Annotated in this window: 15 protein-coding genes and 1 tRNA gene; 9 read left to right on the top strand and 7 right to left on the bottom strand. The window is 69.8% G+C overall.

The features are described from left to right. Positions 1-99 precede the first annotated feature (99 nt). Together ACWFR4_RS33790 and ACWFR4_RS33795 are read left to right on the top strand one after the other, a co-directional pair. On the top strand, positions 100-1,611 hold the full coding sequence (locus ACWFR4_RS33790; protein ID WP_453655905.1) for a class I adenylate-forming enzyme family protein: 1,512 nt from the start codon (positions 100-102) through the stop codon (positions 1,609-1,611). A 98-nt stretch (positions 1,612-1,709) separates the two neighbouring features. Next, on the top strand, positions 1,710-2,750 hold the full coding sequence (locus ACWFR4_RS33795; protein ID WP_453655906.1) for an MBL fold metallo-hydrolase: 1,041 nt from the start codon (positions 1,710-1,712) through the stop codon (positions 2,748-2,750). Between the two features lie 49 nt (positions 2,751-2,799). Here the strand turns inward: ACWFR4_RS33795 and ACWFR4_RS33800 are convergent, their stop codons facing one another. The 3 genes from ACWFR4_RS33800 to ACWFR4_RS33810 are packed head-to-tail and all read right to left on the bottom strand — an operon-like array spanning position 2,800 to position 5,815. Continuing rightward, a complete protein-coding gene (locus ACWFR4_RS33800; RefSeq protein ID WP_453655907.1) occupies positions 2,800-3,558 on the bottom strand; it encodes an SDR family NAD(P)-dependent oxidoreductase in 759 nt (252 codons plus the stop codon). Between the two features lie 29 nt (positions 3,559-3,587). Continuing rightward, complete coding sequence (locus ACWFR4_RS33805) at positions 3,588-4,616, bottom strand: phosphotransferase family protein (RefSeq protein WP_453467058.1); 1,029 nt, start codon at positions 4,614-4,616, stop codon at positions 3,588-3,590. After that, the gene (locus tag ACWFR4_RS33810; protein WP_453655908.1) at positions 4,613-5,815 is read right to left on the bottom strand and encodes an acyl-CoA dehydrogenase family protein; all 1,203 of its coding nucleotides are present in this window, start codon (positions 5,813-5,815) and stop codon (positions 4,613-4,615) included. Before ACWFR4_RS33810 ends, ACWFR4_RS33805 begins: the two co-directional genes overlap by 4 nt. Before the next feature lie 268 nt (positions 5,816-6,083). Here ACWFR4_RS33810 and ACWFR4_RS33815 point away from each other — a divergent pair, with 268 nt between their 5' ends. The 7 genes from ACWFR4_RS33815 to ACWFR4_RS33845 all read left to right on the top strand — a co-directional run bounded on the left by ACWFR4_RS33815 (position 6,084) and on the right by ACWFR4_RS33845 (position 13,219). Continuing rightward, a complete protein-coding gene (locus tag ACWFR4_RS33815) occupies positions 6,084-6,617 on the top strand; it encodes a TetR/AcrR family transcriptional regulator (protein WP_453655965.1) in 534 nt (177 codons plus the stop codon). A gap of 822 nt (positions 6,618-7,439) precedes the next feature. Further along, positions 7,440-8,186 carry a GNAT family N-acetyltransferase gene (locus ACWFR4_RS33820; RefSeq protein ID WP_453655909.1) on the top strand — a complete coding sequence of 249 codons (747 nt, stop codon included), beginning with the start codon at positions 7,440-7,442 and terminating at the stop codon, positions 8,184-8,186. Positions 8,187-8,262: 76 nt separating this feature from the next. Beyond that, positions 8,263-8,637, top strand: coding sequence for an amidohydrolase family protein (locus ACWFR4_RS33825; RefSeq protein WP_453655910.1), 375 nt, complete (start codon positions 8,263-8,265; stop codon positions 8,635-8,637). A gap of 332 nt (positions 8,638-8,969) precedes the next feature. Then, a complete protein-coding gene (locus ACWFR4_RS33830) occupies positions 8,970-9,875 on the top strand; it encodes an NmrA family NAD(P)-binding protein (protein WP_453655911.1) in 906 nt (301 codons plus the stop codon). Positions 9,876-10,618: 743 nt separating this feature from the next. Beyond that, positions 10,619-10,828, top strand: a complete 210-nt coding sequence (locus ACWFR4_RS33835) for a hypothetical protein (protein WP_453467068.1) — start codon at positions 10,619-10,621, stop codon at positions 10,826-10,828. A gap of 505 nt (positions 10,829-11,333) precedes the next feature. Continuing rightward, positions 11,334-12,656, top strand: a complete 1,323-nt coding sequence (locus ACWFR4_RS33840; protein WP_453655912.1) for a hypothetical protein — start codon at positions 11,334-11,336, stop codon at positions 12,654-12,656. A 489-nt stretch (positions 12,657-13,145) separates the two neighbouring features. Further along, positions 13,146-13,219: transfer RNA gene (locus tag ACWFR4_RS33845), tRNA-Met, on the top strand. Between the two features lie 7 nt (positions 13,220-13,226). Here the strand turns inward: ACWFR4_RS33845 and ACWFR4_RS33850 are convergent. The 4 genes from ACWFR4_RS33850 to ACWFR4_RS33865 all read right to left on the bottom strand — a co-directional run bounded on the left by ACWFR4_RS33850 (position 13,227) and on the right by ACWFR4_RS33865 (position 19,423). Continuing rightward, the gene (locus ACWFR4_RS33850) at positions 13,227-13,742 is read right to left on the bottom strand and encodes a hypothetical protein (RefSeq protein WP_453655913.1); all 516 of its coding nucleotides are present in this window, start codon (positions 13,740-13,742) and stop codon (positions 13,227-13,229) included. A gap of 130 nt (positions 13,743-13,872) precedes the next feature. Then, the gene (locus ACWFR4_RS33855; protein ID WP_453655914.1) at positions 13,873-16,761 is read right to left on the bottom strand and encodes a SpoIIE family protein phosphatase; all 2,889 of its coding nucleotides are present in this window, start codon (positions 16,759-16,761) and stop codon (positions 13,873-13,875) included. A 1,179-nt stretch (positions 16,762-17,940) separates the two neighbouring features. Further along, positions 17,941-18,627, bottom strand: coding sequence for an alpha/beta fold hydrolase (locus ACWFR4_RS33860; RefSeq protein WP_453655915.1), 687 nt, complete (start codon positions 18,625-18,627; stop codon positions 17,941-17,943). A gap of 97 nt (positions 18,628-18,724) precedes the next feature. Beyond that, on the bottom strand, positions 18,725-19,423 hold the full coding sequence (locus ACWFR4_RS33865) for an alpha/beta fold hydrolase (RefSeq protein WP_453655916.1): 699 nt from the start codon (positions 19,421-19,423) through the stop codon (positions 18,725-18,727). Positions 19,424-19,522 lie beyond the last annotated feature (99 nt).

Below are 19,522 nucleotides of genomic sequence, written 5' to 3' on the forward strand. Positions count from 1 at the left end.
ACCACAGCACCAACACACCACAGCACCAACGCACGACGGCACCACAGCACGCGCCACACGGTCATCACGGAGTTCGGTACAGCGTAGCGAGGAAGCGGGATGCGACAGGTAGTGCGGGAGTTCCAACACAGGGCCGAGCGGGAGGACTTCGTCGCTGTCATCGACGACACGGGCCCCCATACGGCGCGCGAGCTGCTCGCCGAGGCGGCCCGGCTCGCCGAGGCGATGTTCCCCGGGGGAGGCGAAGGGGCGGGCGGCACCGTCGCGCTGCAGGCCGACAACTCATGGCGCACCGTCGCCGGCAGCCTCGCCGTGGGCCTGACGGGAGGTGTCCTCGCAGTGGTCAACCGGCACACCACGCGTGCGGAGTTCGCCGCGGCCTGCGAGGACATCCGACCGGACACCGTGATCGCCGAGCCCTCGGCGATGGAGGAGTGGGGGGTGTCCGACCTGGTTCCGGAGGGCCGGGCGGGCACGGTGCTCGAGGGCTGGGCCTGCCGTTCGGCGCCCGGACCGTACGACGTGGCGCGCTGGTCGGGTGGCGCCCTCATCGGACTGACGTCCGGTTCGACCGGGCGGCCCAAGGGAGTCGTACAGTCCGAGGCCGCCCTGCGCTACGCCGGTACGAGCACCATCGAGATCAACGGCCTGGCGCGCGGGGACGCGGTGGCCGCGATCGTGCCGCTGTCGTCGACGGCCGCGTACTGCTTCGGCGTCTACCTCTCCCTTCTGCTGGGCGGCCCGCTCGTGCTGACGGCGAAGTGGGACCGGGCCGTGGCGTTGCGGCGGATGGCCGAGACCGGGGTCCGCTGGACCATGTGTGTCCCGACGATGGCACTCCAGTTGGGCGCCGAGGCGGCTGGTTCCGGCGCCCTCGGGGGAGTGCGCGCCATCACGGTCGGCGGCGGACCGATGGACCGCGGAGCCCTCGCCCGCGCCGAACAATCCCTGGGGACGAAGATCCTGCGCGTCTTCGGCATGTCCGAGTGCCTCGGACACACCTCCCCGAGCCCCGACGACCCCGAGGAGATCCGGCTCGGTAGGGACGGCCGCCCCTTCCCCGGCACGGACCTCCGCGCGCTCACCCCCGACGGCGCCCAGGCGGCACCGGGTGTGTCCGGGCGGGCGCAGGTCCGCGGCCCGTCCCTCTTCCTCGGCTACGCCCGCGACGGCCGGGTCGAGCCGCCGGAGCTGACGGACGACGGCTACTTCCCCACCGGCGACCTGCTGATGACCCACGAGGACGGCACCGTCACCATCATGGGCCGCGAGAAGGACATCATCATCCGCGGCGGCCGCAACATCGACATCACCGAGATCGAGCGGGCGGTGGCCGCCTACCCGCGCGTGGCCAGGGCCTGCGTCGCCGCCGTCCCCGACGAGGTGCTCGGCGAGCGGATCGCGCTGCTCGTCGTCACCGAGGACGGCGGCGCCATCGACCTGGCGGAGATCACCGCACACCTCGAACACCTAGGCCTCTCCAAGAGCAAATGGCCCGAATTCGTCTACGGCATCGAGGAGTTGCCCCAGACCAAGGTCGGCAAGCTCGACCGGTCCGGGGCCGGTGAACTGGCCCGCAGGCTGCGTACGCGCACCCCCGACCCGGCCTGACCCGGCGGCATTACCGAGGGCCGCGCCGCCACGCGACCGGCGCGGCCCGCACCACGAAGGACAACCGACAACGGCACAACAGCCGGCAAGGGAGAGTCATGACACCGCGGTTCGACCAGGGCCCATGGGCCGCAGCCGGAGTCCAGACCGTGCAGCCCGGGGTGCACCGCGTTCCGCTGCCGCTGCCCAACGACGGTCTGCACGCCGTCAACGTCTATCTGCTGGAGAACCTGGCGGAGGACGACGGCATCGTCATGATCGACGGCGGCTGGGCGATCCCCGAGGCCCGCAAGGCGCTCGAAGAAGCCCTCGCCGCCATCGGCCGCGACCTCGGCGACATCCGCCACATCCTCGTCACGCACGTCCACCGCGACCACTACACGAACGCGGTGGAGCTGCGCCGACTGCTGGGCTCGCGCGTGTACCTGGGCGCGGGCGAGCGGCCGGGCCTGGAGATGCTCGACCGGCTGCGCAGCGACGAACCCGCGGGTTCCCTGGAGACGCTGCGCCGGGCGGGCGCCGGTGAACTGGCCGACCACGTCCAGGCGATGGACCACGGCGGCTACGACCCGAGCATGTGGGAGGCCCCGGACCGCTGGCTCGGAGCGGAGACTCTGCGCTTCGGCGACCGCGAGCTGCGCGTCGTACCAACTCCCGGACACACCAAGGGACATGTGGTCTACCTCGACGAACAGCGCGGGCTGCTGTTCTCGGGGGACCACGTGCTGCCGCACATCACTCCGTCCATCGGTTTCGAGCTGACCGAACCCGGCGGACGCCCCCTCGCCGACTACCTGGACTCGCTGCGGCTCATGACCCGGTACGCCGACACGCGGCTGCTGCCCGCCCACGGGCCGGTCGCCGACAGCTCCCACACGCGCGTCGCCGAGCTGCTCACGCACCACGACGACCGGCTGGCCAAAAGCCTGGCAGCCTTGGGGGACGCCACACTCGACGCCCACGCGGTGGCGCGCGCCCTGGGCTGGACGCGCCGGGAAGTGCCGTTCGGTGACCTCAGCGCCTTCAACCAGATGCTTGCGGTCAACGAGACGGCGGCCCACCTGGACGTCCTGGTGCTGCGGGGGCGGGTCGCGGTGAAGGTCGTGGGCGGGGTGAACCAGTACACGCGGGTGCGCTGACGGGTAACGACCGCAGGGGGCGCGGCAGTTGCCGCGCCCCCTGCGCGTGTCAGCGGGCCGTCCAGCCGCCGTCCACGTACAGCTCGGAACCGGTCACGAAGCTGGAGTCCGGCGAGGCGAGGAAGGCGACCGCGCCCGCGACCTCGTCGGGCCGGCCGAGCCGCGCCATGGGGGTGCCCTCGACCATCGCGGTGTGCCGGGGCGTGCCGCGCCGCAGCTCGCGCGAGAGCGGCGTCTCGATGAAGCCGGGATGGAGGGAGTTGACGCGGACGCCACGGGTGGCCCAGTGCAGCGCGGCGTTCTTCGTCATCAGCCGGACCGCGCCCTTCGCCGCGTGATACGAGAACTGGCTGCCGAAGCCGCCGACCGTGCCGAAGATCGACGCGATGTTCACGATCGAGCCGCCGCCGGAGCGCTCGATCGCGGGCCCGCCGTGCTTCATGCCGAGCCACACACCGCCCTGCGTGACACCGATGACCTTGTCCCATGACTCCTGGGTCTCGGTCTCCACGGTCCGCATCTCGGCGATCCCCGCGTTGTTGACGAGGACGGACAGGCCGCCCAGCTCGGCCACCACGCGCTCGATCGCTGCGCGCCAGGCCTCCTCGTCGCTCACGTCAAGGGCGAGGCCCAGCGCCTGCACCCCGTCGGCGGAGAGCTCCTTCGCGAGTTCCGTACAGCGGTCGGCGTCGACGTCGGTGACCACCACGGTGGCGCCCTCGGCGGCGAGCCGCCGTGAGACGGCATCGCCGATGCCTCCGGTCGCGCCGGTTACCAGGGCGATCATTCCGGACAGTCGGTCTCGCACGGTCTCTCCTTCGTTCGCGGGTGCGGTGGTCACGACAGCAGCTCCAACCCCGAGCGCAGCAGCGCGGGGACCGCGGAGCCGACCTGCTCGAATCCGGTGCCGACGGTGCGGCCCGCGAGATAGCGGGCGTGGATGCCCTCCGCGATCACGGCGAGCTTGAAACAGGCCAGGGCCTGGTAGAAGGGCAGCGCGGTGATGTCCCGGCCGGAGCGCGCGGCGTACCGCTCGGCCAGCTCGTGGCCGACGGGGAAGGCCGGATGGGCCGTCGGTACGTGGCGCGCCCCGAGCACCGGTTCGCAGGTCGGGTCCCAGTACATGAGGAGCATGCCGAGGTCGGCGAGCGGATCGCCGAGTGTGGCCATCTCCCAGTCGACGATGGCGGCGATCCGCCCGAAGTCGCCGGGCGCTAGGATCGTGTTGTCCAGGCGGTAGTCGCCGTGCACGATCGCCGGTACGCCGCTCGCGGGCACGGTGCGGGCGAGAGCGCCGTGCAGAGCGTCGAGGTCGGGCAGCGCCCGCGTCGCGACCTTGTCCCACTGGCCGCGCCAGCGTCGCACCTGCCGTTCCAGATAGCCGTCCGGGCGGCCGAAGTCGCCGAGTCCGACGGCCGCGGCGTCGACCGCGTGCAGGGCCACCAGGGCGTCGACAAGTGCGTCGGCGGATCCCCGTACGTCCGCGGACGGCAGCGCCGCGACCTCGTCACCGTCGCGCAGCACCGCCCCCTCCACGAAGTCCACGACGCAGAACGGCGCTCCGATGACGTCCGGGTCCGTGCACGACAGGACGGCCCCGGCGACCGGCACCCCGGTGCCGCCGAGCGCGGCGACCACGCGGTACTCGCGGTCCATGTCGTGCGCGGTCGGCGTCAGCACGCCCAGCGGTGGCCGGCGCAGCACCCACCGGTGCGTTCGGTCGGTCACGCGGTACGTCAGGTTGGAGCGCCCGCCGTGCAGCAGCTCGATCCCGAGAGGGCCCGCGCACTGGGGGACATGGCGCTCGAAGTACCGCTGCAGCGCGGGCACATCGACGCCGACGACGGCTGCCTCGGGCGCGGTCACAGCGCGGCCCGCCGCTCCCGCGCCGCGCGCACCGCGCGCTTGGCGATGGCCCAGCGGTGCGTCTCGGACGGCCCGTCGTAGATACGGAACGGCCGCACTTCTCGGTACAGGCGCGACAGTGGGGCGTCCCCGGAGATGCCGAGCGCGCCGCACACCTGCACGGCCCGGTCGACCACCCGGTTGACCGCCTCCGACACGTACGTCTTGGCGATCGAGGTGTGCTGGGCGGCCGAGCGGCCCTGGTCCAGTTCCCAGCAGGCCCGCCACAGCACCGCCCGGCTGGTCTCGATGTCGATCTCGGAATCGGCCAACAGCTGCTGCACCATGCCCAGTTCGGCCAGCGGCTTACCGAAGGCCGAGCGGTCCGCCGCACGTTCCAGGGCGATGTCCTGTGCCCGGCGCGCCACTCCGAGCCAGCGCATGCAGTGGGTCATCCGCGCGGGTCCGAGGCGTACCTGGGCATAGGTGAAGCCCTCGTCGACCGTGCCCAGCACGGCGTCGTCGCCGACCTCGCAGTCCTCGAAGACGACCTCGCTGTGCCCGCCGAACAGCCCCTGGTCCAGCGTGTCGATGTTCCGGACGATCTTCATGCCCGGGTTGTCGGCCTCGACGAGGAACATCGTCGCGCCGCCGGCGTCTCCTGCCTCGCCGCGGGTGCGGGCCATGACGATGGCGAAGGCGGCCCCGTCGGCGCCGCTGATGAACCACTTGCGGCCGTCGATCCGCCAGCCGCCGTCGATCCTCGTGGCGGTCGTGGCAAGCGCCCGGGGATCGGATCCGGCGCCGGGCGCGGGCTCGGTCATCGCGAAGCACGAGCGCACCTCACCGGCCGCAAGCGGGCGGAGGAAGCGCTCCTTCTGCTCCTCGGTGGCGACCACTTCGAGCAGATGCGTATTGCCCTCGTCGGGCGCCGCGCAGTTGAGCGCGAGCGGCCCGAGCAGCGAGTACCCGGCCGCCTCGAACACCACCGCCTGCCCGCACAGATCAAGGCCGAGCCCACCCCACTCGGCGCCGACGTGCGGGGCGAACACCCCCGCCGTGCGTGCCGCCTCCTGAAGCCGACGGCGCAGCGGCTCCGGCCCGTCGTGGACGTTCCCGTCGCACGCCTGCTCCTCGGAGATCACCACATCCCGTACGAACTCCGCGGTGCGCCGCGCGACGTCGGCCACCCTCTCGTCGATCTCGAATCCGATGGACACGCTCACTCCCGAGTTCGGCTAATGACCATTAGCCATCAGAGAGGGGGAGGGGGTGATGTGTCAAGGGCGCGACCGCTATCCTTATGGAAGGAGAGGTCAGATGGCTGCGTTGAGTAACACTCAGTCGGCTAACCATGAGTAGCTTCGGAGGGGTGGCGTGGGCGTAGTACACGATGGGCAGGACGGTCGCTACGAGCGTGCTCACCGTCCCGCACGATCCGAGGAGGGGTCTCCGGCGGACCGCCGGTCGGGGATCCGCCTGGCAGCGCTGCGACTCTTCGCGGCACAGGGCTACCGGTCCACGACCATGACAGACATCGGCGCCGCCGTCGGCATCCGCGGCCCGAGCCTGTACAAGCACGTGGCCTCGAAGCACGAACTGCTGGCCGAGATCATGATCGGCACGATGGAGCAGCTCATCGCGGACAACATCGCGGCCGTCAGCGGCACGGACGATGTACGCGAACAGCTCCGCCGCTCGGTGGAGGCACACATCCGCTACCACGCCCGCCATCGCCTCGAGGCCTTCGTCGGCAACCGTGAGATCGGCAACCTGGAGCCGCCGGACCAGGAGCGTGTCCTCAGCCGCCGCAGCGACTACGAGCGCCGCTACCGCGAACTCATCGAACGGGGCGCGGCCGAGGGCGCCTTCGAGGTCCGGTCGGCCAGGATCGCCTCGTACTCGATCCTGGACATGGGCATCGGCGTGGCCAGCTGGTTCCACGAGGGTGGCGAGTTCTCCGTCGACCAACTCGCTTACCAGTACGGCGATATCGCCCTGCGCATCGTGAACGCTTACTGAGTTTCCGGTCGTGGTGTCGTGGTGTCGTGAGAGCCGACGGGCGTCGATCCTCGCGGTCGTCGTACGCGGGTGTCATGAGGTATCGGGGAGTCGGAAAGTCGTCGCTGCAGGTCATGAGGCGTAGCGGTATTCGGTGAGGTGCCGCCGAGGACTTGGGTGCGGAGGGATTTACGGGGTGTCGGGGTCGTACACGGCTGACGGCTGATGGCGGGCGTCGGGCGGTAGGTGTGAACGGTCTGCGGGTCTGTAGTGGACCCGGCGATCTGACGACGCAGCACAGCGTTCTCGTGCCGCAACGCGAGAACCGCCGGCAGTTGGCCGACGGTGGCCGCGGCGCTGTCCAGGTTGCGTCCACTGGGCGACCAGTTCGCGGGTCGGGCCGCGGTCGCGCTGGACGTGGAGATGGAACCAGAACGGGGACGTTCCAGTGCCGGCGAGGTCACGCCGAGACACGCTCGATTCCATATGGCCGGTGTCGAAGCACGAACTGATCGTGCTCGGCAATCATGAAGCGAGTGTTGATGAAGAATGTATCTGGACAGCGGCAGGGGACTTCTGTCGTGGGGCTGTCAAAGTTCATGCATCTGCAATGAATCCTCGGTCGTGTGCCTGCTAGACATGGGCAGGTGAGCCAAAGCCCTCAAGCGCTGTACCGCAGGTTGTACGTGGATCTGGCACGTGTGGACTCGTCCACGTGTCGATGCTTTTGACGTTCCCTCACCATCCGTCGAGGTGTGAGGCGACGACCCGCGTCATTCCCGTACGGCGCCCGGTCCATCGCATCTCGATGCCTGCTCACGCATCACGAAAGGCCTCTGTTCCGTGGCGTATCCGATCGACGTTCGTGGCGACGGAGCCGCGATCACCCCGAACACACGACATCTGGACAACGCCGTTTGGGCCGCACTGACCGGACCGCACATCCACTTCGCCGAGAGGCTGGGCAGGGCCGCCCGTTATCCGGCGGACATGTACGGGTTCGCCGCGCTCGCCGATCCCGCGGACCCGGCCGCCTGGGCGGATCTGCACGCGCTCGCCGGACCGTCGACGACCGTGCGTGTGAAGGGGGTTGACCGGGTTCCGTCGGGGTGGGAGGTGGTCGGCGGCGGGCGCGGAGTCCAGCTGGTCGATGTGTCCCTCCGGCCCGAGCACGCGCCCGAGGCGGTGCGGCTTGGGCCCGGTGACGTACCGGCGATCCTTGAGCTGGTCGCCCGCACCCGACCGGGGCCGTTCCTCGCGCGGACCGTGGAGCTCGGCACCTACCTGGGCATCAGGCAGCAGGGGCGGCTGATCGCAATGGCCGGTGAACGGCTGCGGCTGCCCGGCTGGACGGAGATCAGCGCGGTCTGCACCGACCCGGCCCACCGCGGGCGGGGCCTCGCGACGCGACTGGTACGCGCGGTCGCGGCGGGCATCAGAGAACGCGGGGAGACACCGTTCCTGCATGCCGCGGCCACCAACAAGACGGCGATCCGCCTGTACCGGTCGATCGGCTTCACCCTGCGCACCCGCACCCGGATCCTTCAGGTGCGCACGCCAGGAACAGACGGCGGGCCGAGGCCTTTGTGATGGACGACGACCGGCGGCGCACGGCGCCGTCCAGGTCGGCCCGTTCGTCGCCCAGTCCGACGGCCGGCTGCGCGGGGTGGCCGGCGCGGACCTCGCCCGGCCGGTCCAGGCGGTGCGGGAACTGCGCCGAGCCGTCGAGGAACTCGGCTTCGTGGCCCTGCGGATCGTGCCCTGGCGGTGGCGGCTCCCGCCCACCGACCGGCTGTACTACCCGCTGTACGCCGCCTGCGTCGAACTCGGCACCCCCTTCTGTACCCAGGTCGGGCACACCGGTCCACTGCGCCCGTCCGAGACCGGCCGCCCCATCCCCTCCATCGATCAGATCGCCCTCGACTTCCCCGAGCTGACCATCGTGTGCGGACACATCGGCCACTCGTGGACCACGGCTGGTCGACTACATGGTGCGGCCGCGGCCGCACCAAGGTGCTGTTCGGCACGACCTACCCCATGATCACCCCCGCCCATGCGCTGGAACACCTCGGGGAACTGGGCCCGGACGAGGAGGCCACCGAGCTGTTCCTGTCCGGCAACGCACGACGGATCTTCCGTCTCCGACCGCTCCCCGCTGCGTCCCTTGAGCGTGTGCGGTGTGTCATTGGACGGGCGTTCCTGCAGCTCGGTGCAAGGGTGACAGCACGGCCCTGAACGGCCAGCAATGCGAAACCGGGTAAATAATGTGACTCGGTTGCGTTATTCTCGACGTAGTGACAACACCTGATCCCGCCCTCGACGTGATGCGCTTTCTGAGCCACGGCGAGGCGGACGGACGTACGGGAGGTCCTGGTGACCAGCAGTGCACAACAGGCCGACGACGAGCTAAGCAAGATGAAACCCGTCCTGGTGACCGGAGCCACGGGCCGAATCGGGCGCGCGGTGATCGCCGAGCTCTTGGCTGCGGGCGTGCCGGTACGGGCGCTCACGCGCACACCTGCGGCGGCCGGGCTTCCGGCGAACGTCGAGGTCGTTGCGGGCGACTTCGCCGAGCCCGAGTCGCTCGACCCCGCGCTGCGGGGTGTGGGCTCGGTGTTCCTCCTGTGGACCGCGCCGCCCGCCACCGCTGAGGCCGTAGTCGAACGGCTTGCGTCGAACACGCGGCGGGTCGTCTTCCTCTCCTCGCCGCACCAGACACCGCACCCGTTCTTCGAGCAGCCGAACCCCATGGCCCGGTTGCACGCCGAGATCGAGCGCCTGATCACGGCCGCCGGACTCGAGTCGACCTTCATCCGGCCCGGGATGTTCAACTCGAACGCGCAGTTCTGGTGGGCGCCCACGATCCGCGACGGCGGCGTCATCCGGTGGCCCTACGGCGCAGCCGAGACCGCACCGGTCGACGAGCGTGACCTCGCGGCTGTCGCGGCACGCACCCTGTTCGAGGAAGGGCACTCCGGCGGCGACTACGTCCTCACCGGCCCCGAGTCGCTGAGCCAGGCGGAGCAAGTGGGCGTGATCGGAGACGTCCTCGGCCGCCAGATCCCGTTCGAGGAGCTCTCGCCTGAAGAGTTCCGGCGTGCGACGGAAGGTGTCTGGCCGGGTCCGGCCGTGGAGATGCTGCTCGACGCGTGGGGTGCGACGGTCGGACGCCCGGCGTACGTGACGTCGACTGTGGCCGACGTCGTCGGTGCACCGGCACGGACGTTTCGTCAGTGGGTCTCCGAGCACGCCGACGCGTTTCGGAAATCCCCGTCTTGATGCTCCGTCCCTTCCGCAAGCCCTCACGGCATCGGCCAGTTCACGATTCTTGAACGCGCTCGACTTACGGGATCGGCGTCATGTGCCGGCGCTGTCCGGCCCCGGAGGTGCGCAGGCGAGGGCAACGCGGACAGCCGCGAGGAGCTCGTCGGCGCCTACCCCCAGGCGGCGGCCGGTCGCGACATAGGCATCGGCGGCCTCAGCGAGCTGCGACCCCGGGGTGCGCGCAGGGCCCGGAGTGGCGCGGGTTCCTGCTCCACGTCGACTGATGACCACGCGGGGAGTTCTCTGCCGTACGTTCCGCTATCGGTCGACGACGGTCAGTTCCCTTGGGTGGGGCGAGAGCCCGGATTCGGTGAATCTGCACATTGAATGCGCAACTGCGGCACGAGTGCGTTGGTTTCGCCCAAGTGACTGCCGGATGATGCCCTGTTGGTGCGGAGTGTCCCGTTCGGGCTCACCGTGGCATTATCTTCACCTCCTGGTGCGTTGCGGCATGTGGAGAAGCTGCCCCCAATTCGTGCTCGGGCCCGCACGGATGAGTAGCCAGGGCATTCAACTGCTATGGCAGGAGCGCCGATTGATTGGGTGCCGGCGCGTTCCGTGGTTTGATCCTTTGCGCCGCCGGGCTCGCGCGAAGGTTTCCGAAATCGGATGTTGCGCGCCCGCGGTAGCGGCCCGCCGTCTGTCCCCAGCGGGGGCCGCTCCCCTTGTAGAACACCCATGCGAAGGGAAGTTTCATCATGAACTCCGCTCCCCAGGTTCAGACCGTTGAGATCTCCGATGCCGAACTCGCCAACGTCTCCGGCGGCCTGAGCCCGCACGCCAGCCTCACCGCCGGCCCTGCGACGGTCAGCGACGCGAGTGTCCTGGCTCAGCTCGGCACAGTCCAGAACGAGGCCCTGGGCGCCATCGGCCAGTACCACCAGGCGGGCGTCAGCGTCTCCTTCTGATCGGCCGCCTGCCCGTCGATCGGTGAGGTCCCTTCCGGCCCAACGGCGTGGTCGGCGGGGCAAGGCCTGCGCAGGCTGAGTGGTACGACAAGCTCCTGGCGGGCACGGGTTCTCGATCAAGATTGCCTGTGCCTGTCAGGAGCTTCGCGTTCTCGTGCACCTGCGGCCGTTGGTAAGGGGCCGCAGGTCGGAGGCCGTTCTCTGGTGATCGAGAGGGCGGCCTTTTGTGTGTCCGGGGGCGTGGCGGTCTGTGTGGTCGCATGCCCCGGCCGGGGCCCGTCCCGCGCGCGTTGCCCTGCCCATCGCCGCTGGTCACCCGGCCAGGCCGAGTTCTGGAATCCCACAGGGTTGCGAAGACGTCCGCGCCGCCACCCTCGAGTGTCTGGGCAGCTGCGTGTCGGTTGCCGATGCACGACCATGGAGGTACAGGACCAGCCGGTCCTGTAGTTTCCCGGCCCGCATACTGCCGTGGCGCGCCGAGGACTGCGCGCGGAGGGAGTTCGTTGTGGACCCGCCCGCCGCCTCCGGTCCGGCCGGGCATGGCCGGCACCAGTCGAGCGGCCCTTTGGACGATGCCGAACGAGCGGAGTACGAGCGACTCCGGCGCGCTGTCGGCATGCGACACCGTCGCTTGCGCCTCTGTGCAGCGTCCCTGCTCCTCGTGCTGGCTGTTCTGCTGGCGCCCATCAGCGTCGTCGCCACCTGGGTGAATTCCGAGGTCACCGATATTGATCGGTATGAGCAGACCGTCGCACCGCTCGCCAGAGACCCTGCCGTCCAGGCCCTGATGATCAATCGTGTTACGGACGAGCTGGTCGACAGGATTGACGTTCGCAAGATCACCGACACACTCGCCGACACTCTGGCCGCCCATGATGCACCCCGCTTCCTTGTCGACGCGGCGAGGTCGATGGACGATCAGCTCAAGGGCGGACTGAGGACCGGCGTGCGCTACGCGGTTGCAAAGGTGGTGACGAGTGACGCCTTTGCCAAGGCGTGGGACAGCATCAACCGCGGTGCGCACACCGCCGCGACGAATGTGCTCACCGGGGAGGGCGGCGGAGCGCTCGAGGTCAAGGGCGACACCATCACGCTGAACGTCGGCACCGTGACCGAGCAACTGCAGAAGCAGCTGATCGGTGTGACCCTGGTCGGCGCAGAAGACATTCCCGGGGCCGACAAGCCGATCGTGCTGGTGCGGAACGAGCATCTGAGTGAGGCCCGTGATGCTGCCCGCTGGCTCGGCGTCGTCGGCCCGTGGTTGCCTTTGGCGGTGGTCGTGCTCGCCGGGCTGGGCATCTGGGCGGCACCTTCACGCCGGGTTGCGCTGATGGCCGCCGGCATCGGCATCGGCGTCATGATGTGCGGGCTGCTTGTCGGACTCTCCGTCATGCGCCAGATCTGTCTGGATGCGCTGCCTGCGGCAGCCCAGTCGCAGGACGCCGCAGCAGCCGTATACGACACCCTGATCAGGTTCCTCCGTCAGGCCATCTACACCGCGCTCCTCACCGCCCTACTCACTGTGATCGTGGGGTACCTGTACGGACTCGGCCGCGGTGCCGTCGCCGTGCGCTCGGTCGCGGCTCGAAGTACCGACACCGCCGGGCAAGCGCTCGCCCGGAGGGGCTTGAAGCCAGGTGCCGTCGGTCAGTGGCTGCGTACGCACCGGCCCCTGACCACTGGCGCCGTCTTCGGGGCCGGGGGCCTCGCCGTCCTTCTGTGGAACTACCCCACGCCCGCCTCCGTGGCCGTTGTGGTCCTGCTCGTCGTGGTTGTCCTGGTGATCCTGGGCGTCCTTGCCGCTGCGGCCGGAGCGGAGCAACGCTGACGGATGCGCCCCTGTGACTGGGTGCCGTGAGGTCCACCCATTCCTGCAGATCATGCAGCTTGCCGACTACAAGGGCCTGGCCCTGGCCCCGCACTTCGTCATGGAGATCCGCTCCCACCTTGCCGCCGCCTACCCGAGTACCGCGTGGGTGGAGCACTTCGAGTGACTGGAGCCGATGTTCAACGAGCGCCTGGAGATCGCAGACGGCCGTCTCGTCTTCCCGAACCGACGGGGGTTCGGCCTGTCCCTCAGCGATCAGAGGGCGGCGTGGACGGTGGATTCGATCCGGATCGGCTGAGTTGGAACCTTCGGCCTCTCATGATGTCGTCTCTGTGGCGCCGCTGGGATCGGTGCTGTGGAGACGATGCCGCCCCGGCAACCTACGCTTCGGCGATATCCGCAAGGCGGTGGTCTGACGGCCGGAACAAGAGCCTCGGGCGAAGGTGGTCTTCGGTACCCGTTGTGATGGCGTACCGTTGGGTTCACCGACGCGGGGTGGAGCAGCTCGGTAGCTCGCTGGGCTCATAACCCAGAGGTCGCAGGTTCAAATCCTGTCCCCGCTACTGCCGTTCAGGGCCCGGATCCGCTTGGATTCGGGCCCTGACGTGTCTGTGCCACGGAGGGCCGGGCGGCTGTGCCCACGTCAGCCGTCCGACGCCGTGTCCGCGATGTGGTGTCCAGCGCCAAGAGGCCCTCTGAATCTGCTTCCGCGAACGCGGCGATCGCCTCGTTGTGCCGACTCGGTACCCACACCATCGACCGCAGCCCTGCCAGGGGCGCGTCCTGCAGCGGCCGCCACACCAGCCCGTCGGCGAGAGGTGTCGCGGGGGCCGGGATCGGGCCCTCGGTTCGTCCGGCGACCGTGACGTCGATGGGCTCGCTGAGCCGGTCGGGCGGCGGCCGGACGCGGCCCTTGCCGCCCTTGCGGCGCAGGGCCAACTGCCGTTGCCTGTCATGGGACTTCAGGTGATGTATCTGCGCGGTGGAGAACTGGGCGACCCGGCCGGCCAGGGTGTAGATGAGCACGGGCACCACGGCCTGCCGCGGGGTCTCGGCGGCGGGCGCGACGGCCTGGAACTTCGGCATCGCCAGGATCGGGGTGGCGGTGGTCTCGTCGCGCGGATGTGCTCGCGGCGGCTCGTCATTTTCCTTACCGTTTGGAATCTGACGTTCACCAACTGGAAGGGGAGGCCGCTTAGTTGAAAGGGGACGGAGGCTACCAGGCCGAGTCGTCCCACTGATCCAGAAGAGCTTCGTCCGTGACATCGGACAGGGGCTGGGCGCCAGGCGTCAGTGACTGTTCGGTCCAGATGATCTTGCCCCGTTTCGTATAGCGCGTGCCCCACCGTTCGGCGAATTGGGAAACGAGGTAGAGCCCGCGGCCGCCTTCGTCCGTCGCCGCGGCTCGGCGCAGGTGCGGGGCCGTGCTGCTGCCGTCCGTCACCTCGCAGATCAGGCTGCGGGCATGCAGCAGCCGGACCGTGATGGGCCCGGTTCCGTAGCGGATGGCATTGGTGACCAGCTCGCTGAGGATGAGTTCGGTGGCGAAGCTGAGCTCCGCCAGGCCCCAGGCGGTGAGCCGGCCGGTCACCTCGGTACGGATCCGTGCAACTTCGGCCGGGTCGCGGTCCACGGCCCACTTCGCGATGCGCTCGGCATCCAGCCGACGGGTGCGGGCAACGAGCAAGGCGACGTCGTCGCTCGGTTGTGGCGGCAGTACCGCGTCGAGTACACCCTGGCAGGTCTCGTCCGGAGTCCGGCCGGGCAGCCGGGCCAGCGCTGTGCGCAGCTGGTCCAGGCCAGTGTCGATGTCCCGATGCCGGTCGGCGACCAGGCCGTCGGTGAACAGGACCAGTCGGCTGCCTTCGAGCAGCTCCAGCCTGGCGGTCTCATACGGTTCGCCGCCGAGCCCGAGGGGCGGTGATACGGGGATGCCGGGGAAGGACACCGTGCCGTCGGGCCGTACGAGCGCGGGGCCCGGGTGGCCTTTCGTCGCTGTCGTGCAGTACCCGGTGGTCGGGTCGTAGATGGCGTACAGGCATGTCGCGCCCGAGATTTCGGCCGCACCGGCGCCGAGGCTCTCGTCGATCGTGGTGACCAGTTCGTCGAGGTAGCTCAGCAGCTCGTCCGGCGGCAGGTCCAGTGCGGAGAAGTTGTGGACGGCGGTGCGCAGCCGGCCCATCGTGGCGGCCGCGTGCAGGCCGTGTCCGACGACGTCCCCGACGACCAGCGCGACCCGTGCGCCGGGCAGCGCAATGACGTCGAACCAGTCGCCACCGACCTCGGCCGCTTCGGCCTGCGTGGGCAGATACCGATAGGCCGCATCCACCGCGTCCTGGTCCGGCAGCGCTTCGGGCAGCAGGCTGCGCTGCAGCGTCACGGCAGTGGCGTGGGCGTGGGTGAAGCGGCGGGCGTTGTCGATGCAGACGCCCGCCCGGCCTATCAGCTCCTCGGCCAGGGAGAGATCATCCTCGTCGAACGGATCGGACTCCTGGTAGCGCCAGAAGTTGGCCACCCCCAGCACCACGCCGCGGGCCCGGACTGGAACGGTGATGAGGGATCGTAGCGCCGACTCGTGGATGTGCCCGGCCTGCTGACCTGAGTGCTCCGAGCATGCACAGGTGTCGGCGAGAACGGGAGCGAGCACGGCTTCACGGGTCTCCAGCGCTTGCGCCTGGGGGGTGGGTGGGGCGTAGGTGACCAGCTCGTCCGTGGGGAAGCAGGTGGGGGAGGCGGCGGCTTCTTGCCGTGGGCTGTCGCCGGTGGGGGAGGCGTCGGAAGCAGGCACACCACCCCCATGACCGCCGGTGGCGTGCTGCTCGCTCGCAGCGTGCTCGTCGGCCGACGCCCCAGTGCTCGTCCTCCTGCCGCGATGCGGCGGCGCAACGCTGACTGCCACGCGGCGCAGCGGCCCGCCCAAAGCCGTCGGCTCGTCGCCCTGCAGTACCGGGACCGCCAGCTCGAGCGTGACGAGGTCGGCGAACCCGGGAACGGCGACGTCGGTCATCTCCTGGGCGGTCCGGCGCACGTCCAGTGTCGTGCCCACCCGCGCGCCGGCGTCGTGGAGCAGGCGCAGCCGCTCTCCGGCGGCCTCCGCCCGGCCTGCGAGCGCGCGCAGCTCCGTGGTGTCGCGCAGGGTTGCCACGCTGCCCGCCGGGCCGCTGGGCACGTCTGTGGGCCGGACATTGATCGCCAGCAGCCGGTCGCCGGCCGGGCACACGGCGTCCGAGACGACGCGGCCGGAGGTCAGCAGCTCGACGGTCAGCGGGTCCACCCCCAGGTCGGTGGCCAGCTTGCCCTCGGCGTCGGGCCCCAGATCCAGCAGGCGCCGCGCTTCGTCGTTCGTCAGCAGCAGGCGATGGTCGGCATCCATGATCAGTACGCCCTCGCGGACCGAGTGCAGCACCGCGTCGTGATGCTCGTACATCCGTGTCATCCCGGCCGGGCCCAGGCCATGCGTCTGCCGCCGCAGCCGCCGGGCGAGCAGCACCGTACTGCCCGCGGAGAGGATGAGGGCACCGGCCGCGCCACCCAGCATCAGTGGCAGCAGGGCCCATGCGGTGTTCTGGACCCGTTTGACCGTGATCCCCACCGAGACCAGCCCGGCGACCGTACCGTTGTCCCGGGTGACCGGCGCGATCGAGATCACCGTGGTGCCGGTGCTCGCCGTGAAGGTGCGGGTGAACGTTCCTTGCGTCAGGGCCTGTTTGTACGGGCCGACCACGTGTTTGCCGATCAGCTTCGGGTCGGGGTGGGTGTACCGGATTCCCTGAGGACTGAACACCACCACCGCGTCGACATCCGTCCGGCGCCGGATCTGTTCAGCCTTCGGCTGGAGGACCGCGGTGGGATCGGGCCCGTCCAGTGTCTGCACCATGCCGGGCGCTTCCGCCACGGCTTCGGCCACCGCCCGTGTACGGTGCTCCGCCTCCTGAGTGGCCGCGCTGCGCGACTGGAACACCAGCGTCACCACCGCGACGGTGACGAGTACCACCACCAGCCCCAGCTGCACCCACATCGATTGGCCGGCGAAGCTGTGCAGGCCCAGGGGCGGGAGAGCTCGCCGCGGTGCTGGGTCTGCTGCCTGGTGGCCGCGCTTGCGCATTCGGCCTCCTCGACTGTCACGACACCCGCGACTGCCCTTCGGCCTACTGCCCTTCGGCGACCGAATTGGGACAGCCGGATCGCGGCAAAAACTTGCCTATATATATCTTGCCGTTCTTGCGTTACTTACGTCGTATGCCCTCTGTTGGGCCTTACATCCGAAATAATTCAACAGAATGTCAATATTCGTCGACTTGCTTTGGTTTCGTTGACATTCCACTGAGCGGCGCGTTGACTTCACCATAGCGGAAAGAAACTTCCACATGGCGGATGTTGTGCGGCTCGCACGCTCCGTCTTCCGCTGGGGCCTTGAATGCCGGGCCACAGGCGTCGGGATGTACTCATGCATCGGCGGCGTTCCCCCGCTCCACCCGCGGGTGCCGGCGTACGGCTCAGCCATCGACCGCACCCGCAGTTCCGGCCATGCCGCTTGCTCATGCGGTCGTCCGCGACTGCATGACCGACCCGACGCACTGGCAAGATCCGCAGCGTCGCATGCGGGCGAACCACACCCCCGACATTGCGCACGCCCGCCGCGGGATCTTCCAGGTTCCGACCGGTGCGCCCCCGCGTCTCGACGTCGACAGCCTGCGCCAACTCCGCCTGCCTGGTCCTGACCCGGACAGCATCACCGTGGTCCAGCTCCACCAGGCTGTACACACCGCCACCCGCATCGGGCCATGGCGCACCTGGTGCGAACAAGACCACCTGTCGCTCCAAGACATCGCCGACCGCGAAGGGAGAGCCTGGCCACGGTGCGCTTCGCGCTGCTCAAGTACGGCGTCGTACTCCCGCCCCGCCGTGTCCCAACCGGGCCGTCCGAGAAGAAGGTGACCCGACACTGAGCACCGGATCTGCAGCAGGACTCGAGCACGGAGGCGAGCCAGAACGGCTCGGTGCCAGCCGCTCTCGACCATGTCTCGCCCGACCACTGACGTCCGCCTCGGCCTGGATGACGCCCCGGCAGGCGGGCGCACGTCGGCAGCACGGCGAGGCCCCGGCCTGCCATGGCGCAGGCCGGGACTAGGGGGGCGTGGGGTCAGTTGATGGCGCCCGCGGCTGCTTCGACGAGGCGGGCGGTGACGGCCGGGTGGCTGATCATGACGACGTGGGATGCGTTGGGGACCTCAACCCTGGCACACCATCCCCTCCTGGGGACTGGTGGCCGGTACCGACAAGGCTATCCCGCCCGCCCTGGAACGCTTCTTCTACCACCGCGCGGGCGCCCACCAGGTCCGGTGGTGACGTCGGTAAAGCAAGCGGCGCTGAACGGCCGCTGCGTGGCCTGCATCAGGCGGGTGGTGGCGACAGGCAGGTCGGCGGCGAACGCGGCACGGAATTTGTCGGCCTGCAGATACAGGTCGGTGCCCGTGGTGCCGTCGGGGCCCGTGTACGGCACCGGCCGGGTTGCGGCCTGGATGATGCTGCCGGGGTACTTGTCGATCAATACGCCGAGTTGCTCTCCCTCGTCGGGGACGAAGGCGGCGATGTAGACCAGGGCCTTGATGTTGGGCAGGCCGGCCGCGGCGTTGGTGATGACGGCGCCGCCGTAGGAGTGGCCGACCAGCACGATCGGGCCGCTGATCGACTTGAGGACGCTGTTGAGGTAGGCGGCGTCGGTGGGCAGGCTGCGCAGCGGGTTGGCGGGAGCGATGGTCGGATACCCGGCGCGCTGGAGTCGCTCGATGACGCCGTTCCAGCAGGACGCGTCGGCGAACCCGCCGTGGACCAGCACGATGGTCGCTCTGCTGCGGGCGGAACGGTCGGCGGCGGAGGCGGTCGAGGAGAGGGGGCCCGTCATCGTTGCCGTTCCTGCGACGGCGGCGCCGGTGGCGAGCAAGCGGCGCCGGGTGAGCTCAGGGCCCATGAGGGGTTCCTTCCACAATGGCTCGGGAGGGGAGAAGCGGCTCGCCCGGCTCCGGGCCGGGCGAGTTGTTGCGGTGGCGCGGTGTGGCTTCCTCGGGCTATGCCTGGCCATTGGCGCCGGTGGCGGCTTGGGCGATGACGGCGGCCACGACGGCCGGGCGGGAGACGTAGACGGCGTGGCTGCCAGGGGTCTCGGTGACGGTGGCCTTGGCCCGCTCGGACATGGCGCGCTGGGCGGGTGGCGGGATCATGTGGTCGTCCGTGGCGACCAGGTACCAGGCGGGCTTGGTCTGCCAGGCCGGTTCGGAGACGGCGCCTTCGAGGGCCTCGACGCCCCAGGGGACCTGCGAGTCGGCCATGAACGCAGCCTGCTGCTCGGGCACGTCGGCGGCGAAGGAGGCCGCGAACCTGGCCCGGTCCAGGAACAGGAACCCGTCCCGGGGCGGCAGGATCGGCGGGACCGGAGCACCGGGCGGCGGGTCGGCGATCAGGGAGCTGACCGACTCCCCCTTGTCCGGCGCGAACGCGGCGATGTAGGCGAGCGCCGCAACGTTGGGGTGACTGCCGGCCTCGGTGATGACGACGCCGCCGTAGGAGTGGCCGACCAGTACGGCCGGGCCGTCGAGGGAGTCGAGGATCTGACGGGTGGCGGCGACGTCACCGGCCAGCGACAGCGTGGGGTTCTGCACGACGGCCACCTGGTATCCGTCCTCGCTCAGGTGGTCATAGACCCCCTGCCAGCCTGATCCGTCCACGAAGCCGCCGTGCACGAGCACGATGTTCTTGATGGGTGCCATGGTCACTCCTGACCTGGAGGGACAGCGCCTGGGCGGCTGCCCCGGTGGCACGCAAGTCAACCCGTGGCAGGGGCGGGGGGACCACGCAGAACAGCACGC

This window comes from Streptomyces sp. NPDC055140 (assembly GCF_053607285.1).

What these genes read in the sequence shown, in the direction of transcription:
- ACWFR4_RS33835 (WP_453467068.1), top strand. Translation starts at nt 10,619, where the DNA reads ATGAACTCCGCTCCCCAGGTTCAGACCGTTGAGATCTCCGATGCCGAA.
- ACWFR4_RS33790 (WP_453655905.1), top strand. Translation starts at nt 100, where the DNA reads ATGCGACAGGTAGTGCGGGAGTTCCAACACAGGGCCGAGCGGGAGGAC.
- ACWFR4_RS33860 (WP_453655915.1), bottom strand. Translation starts at nt 18,627, where the DNA reads ATGGGCCCTGAGCTCACCCGGCGCCGCTTGCTCGCCACCGGCGCCGCC.
- ACWFR4_RS33865 (WP_453655916.1), bottom strand. Translation starts at nt 19,423, where the DNA reads ATGGCACCCATCAAGAACATCGTGCTCGTGCACGGCGGCTTCGTGGAC.
- ACWFR4_RS33855 (WP_453655914.1), bottom strand. Translation starts at nt 16,761, where the DNA reads ATGCGCAAGCGCGGCCACCAGGCAGCAGACCCAGCACCGCGGCGAGCT.
- ACWFR4_RS33795 (WP_453655906.1), top strand. Translation starts at nt 1,710, where the DNA reads ATGACACCGCGGTTCGACCAGGGCCCATGGGCCGCAGCCGGAGTCCAG.
- ACWFR4_RS33850 (WP_453655913.1), bottom strand. Translation starts at nt 13,742, where the DNA reads ATGCCGAAGTTCCAGGCCGTCGCGCCCGCCGCCGAGACCCCGCGGCAG.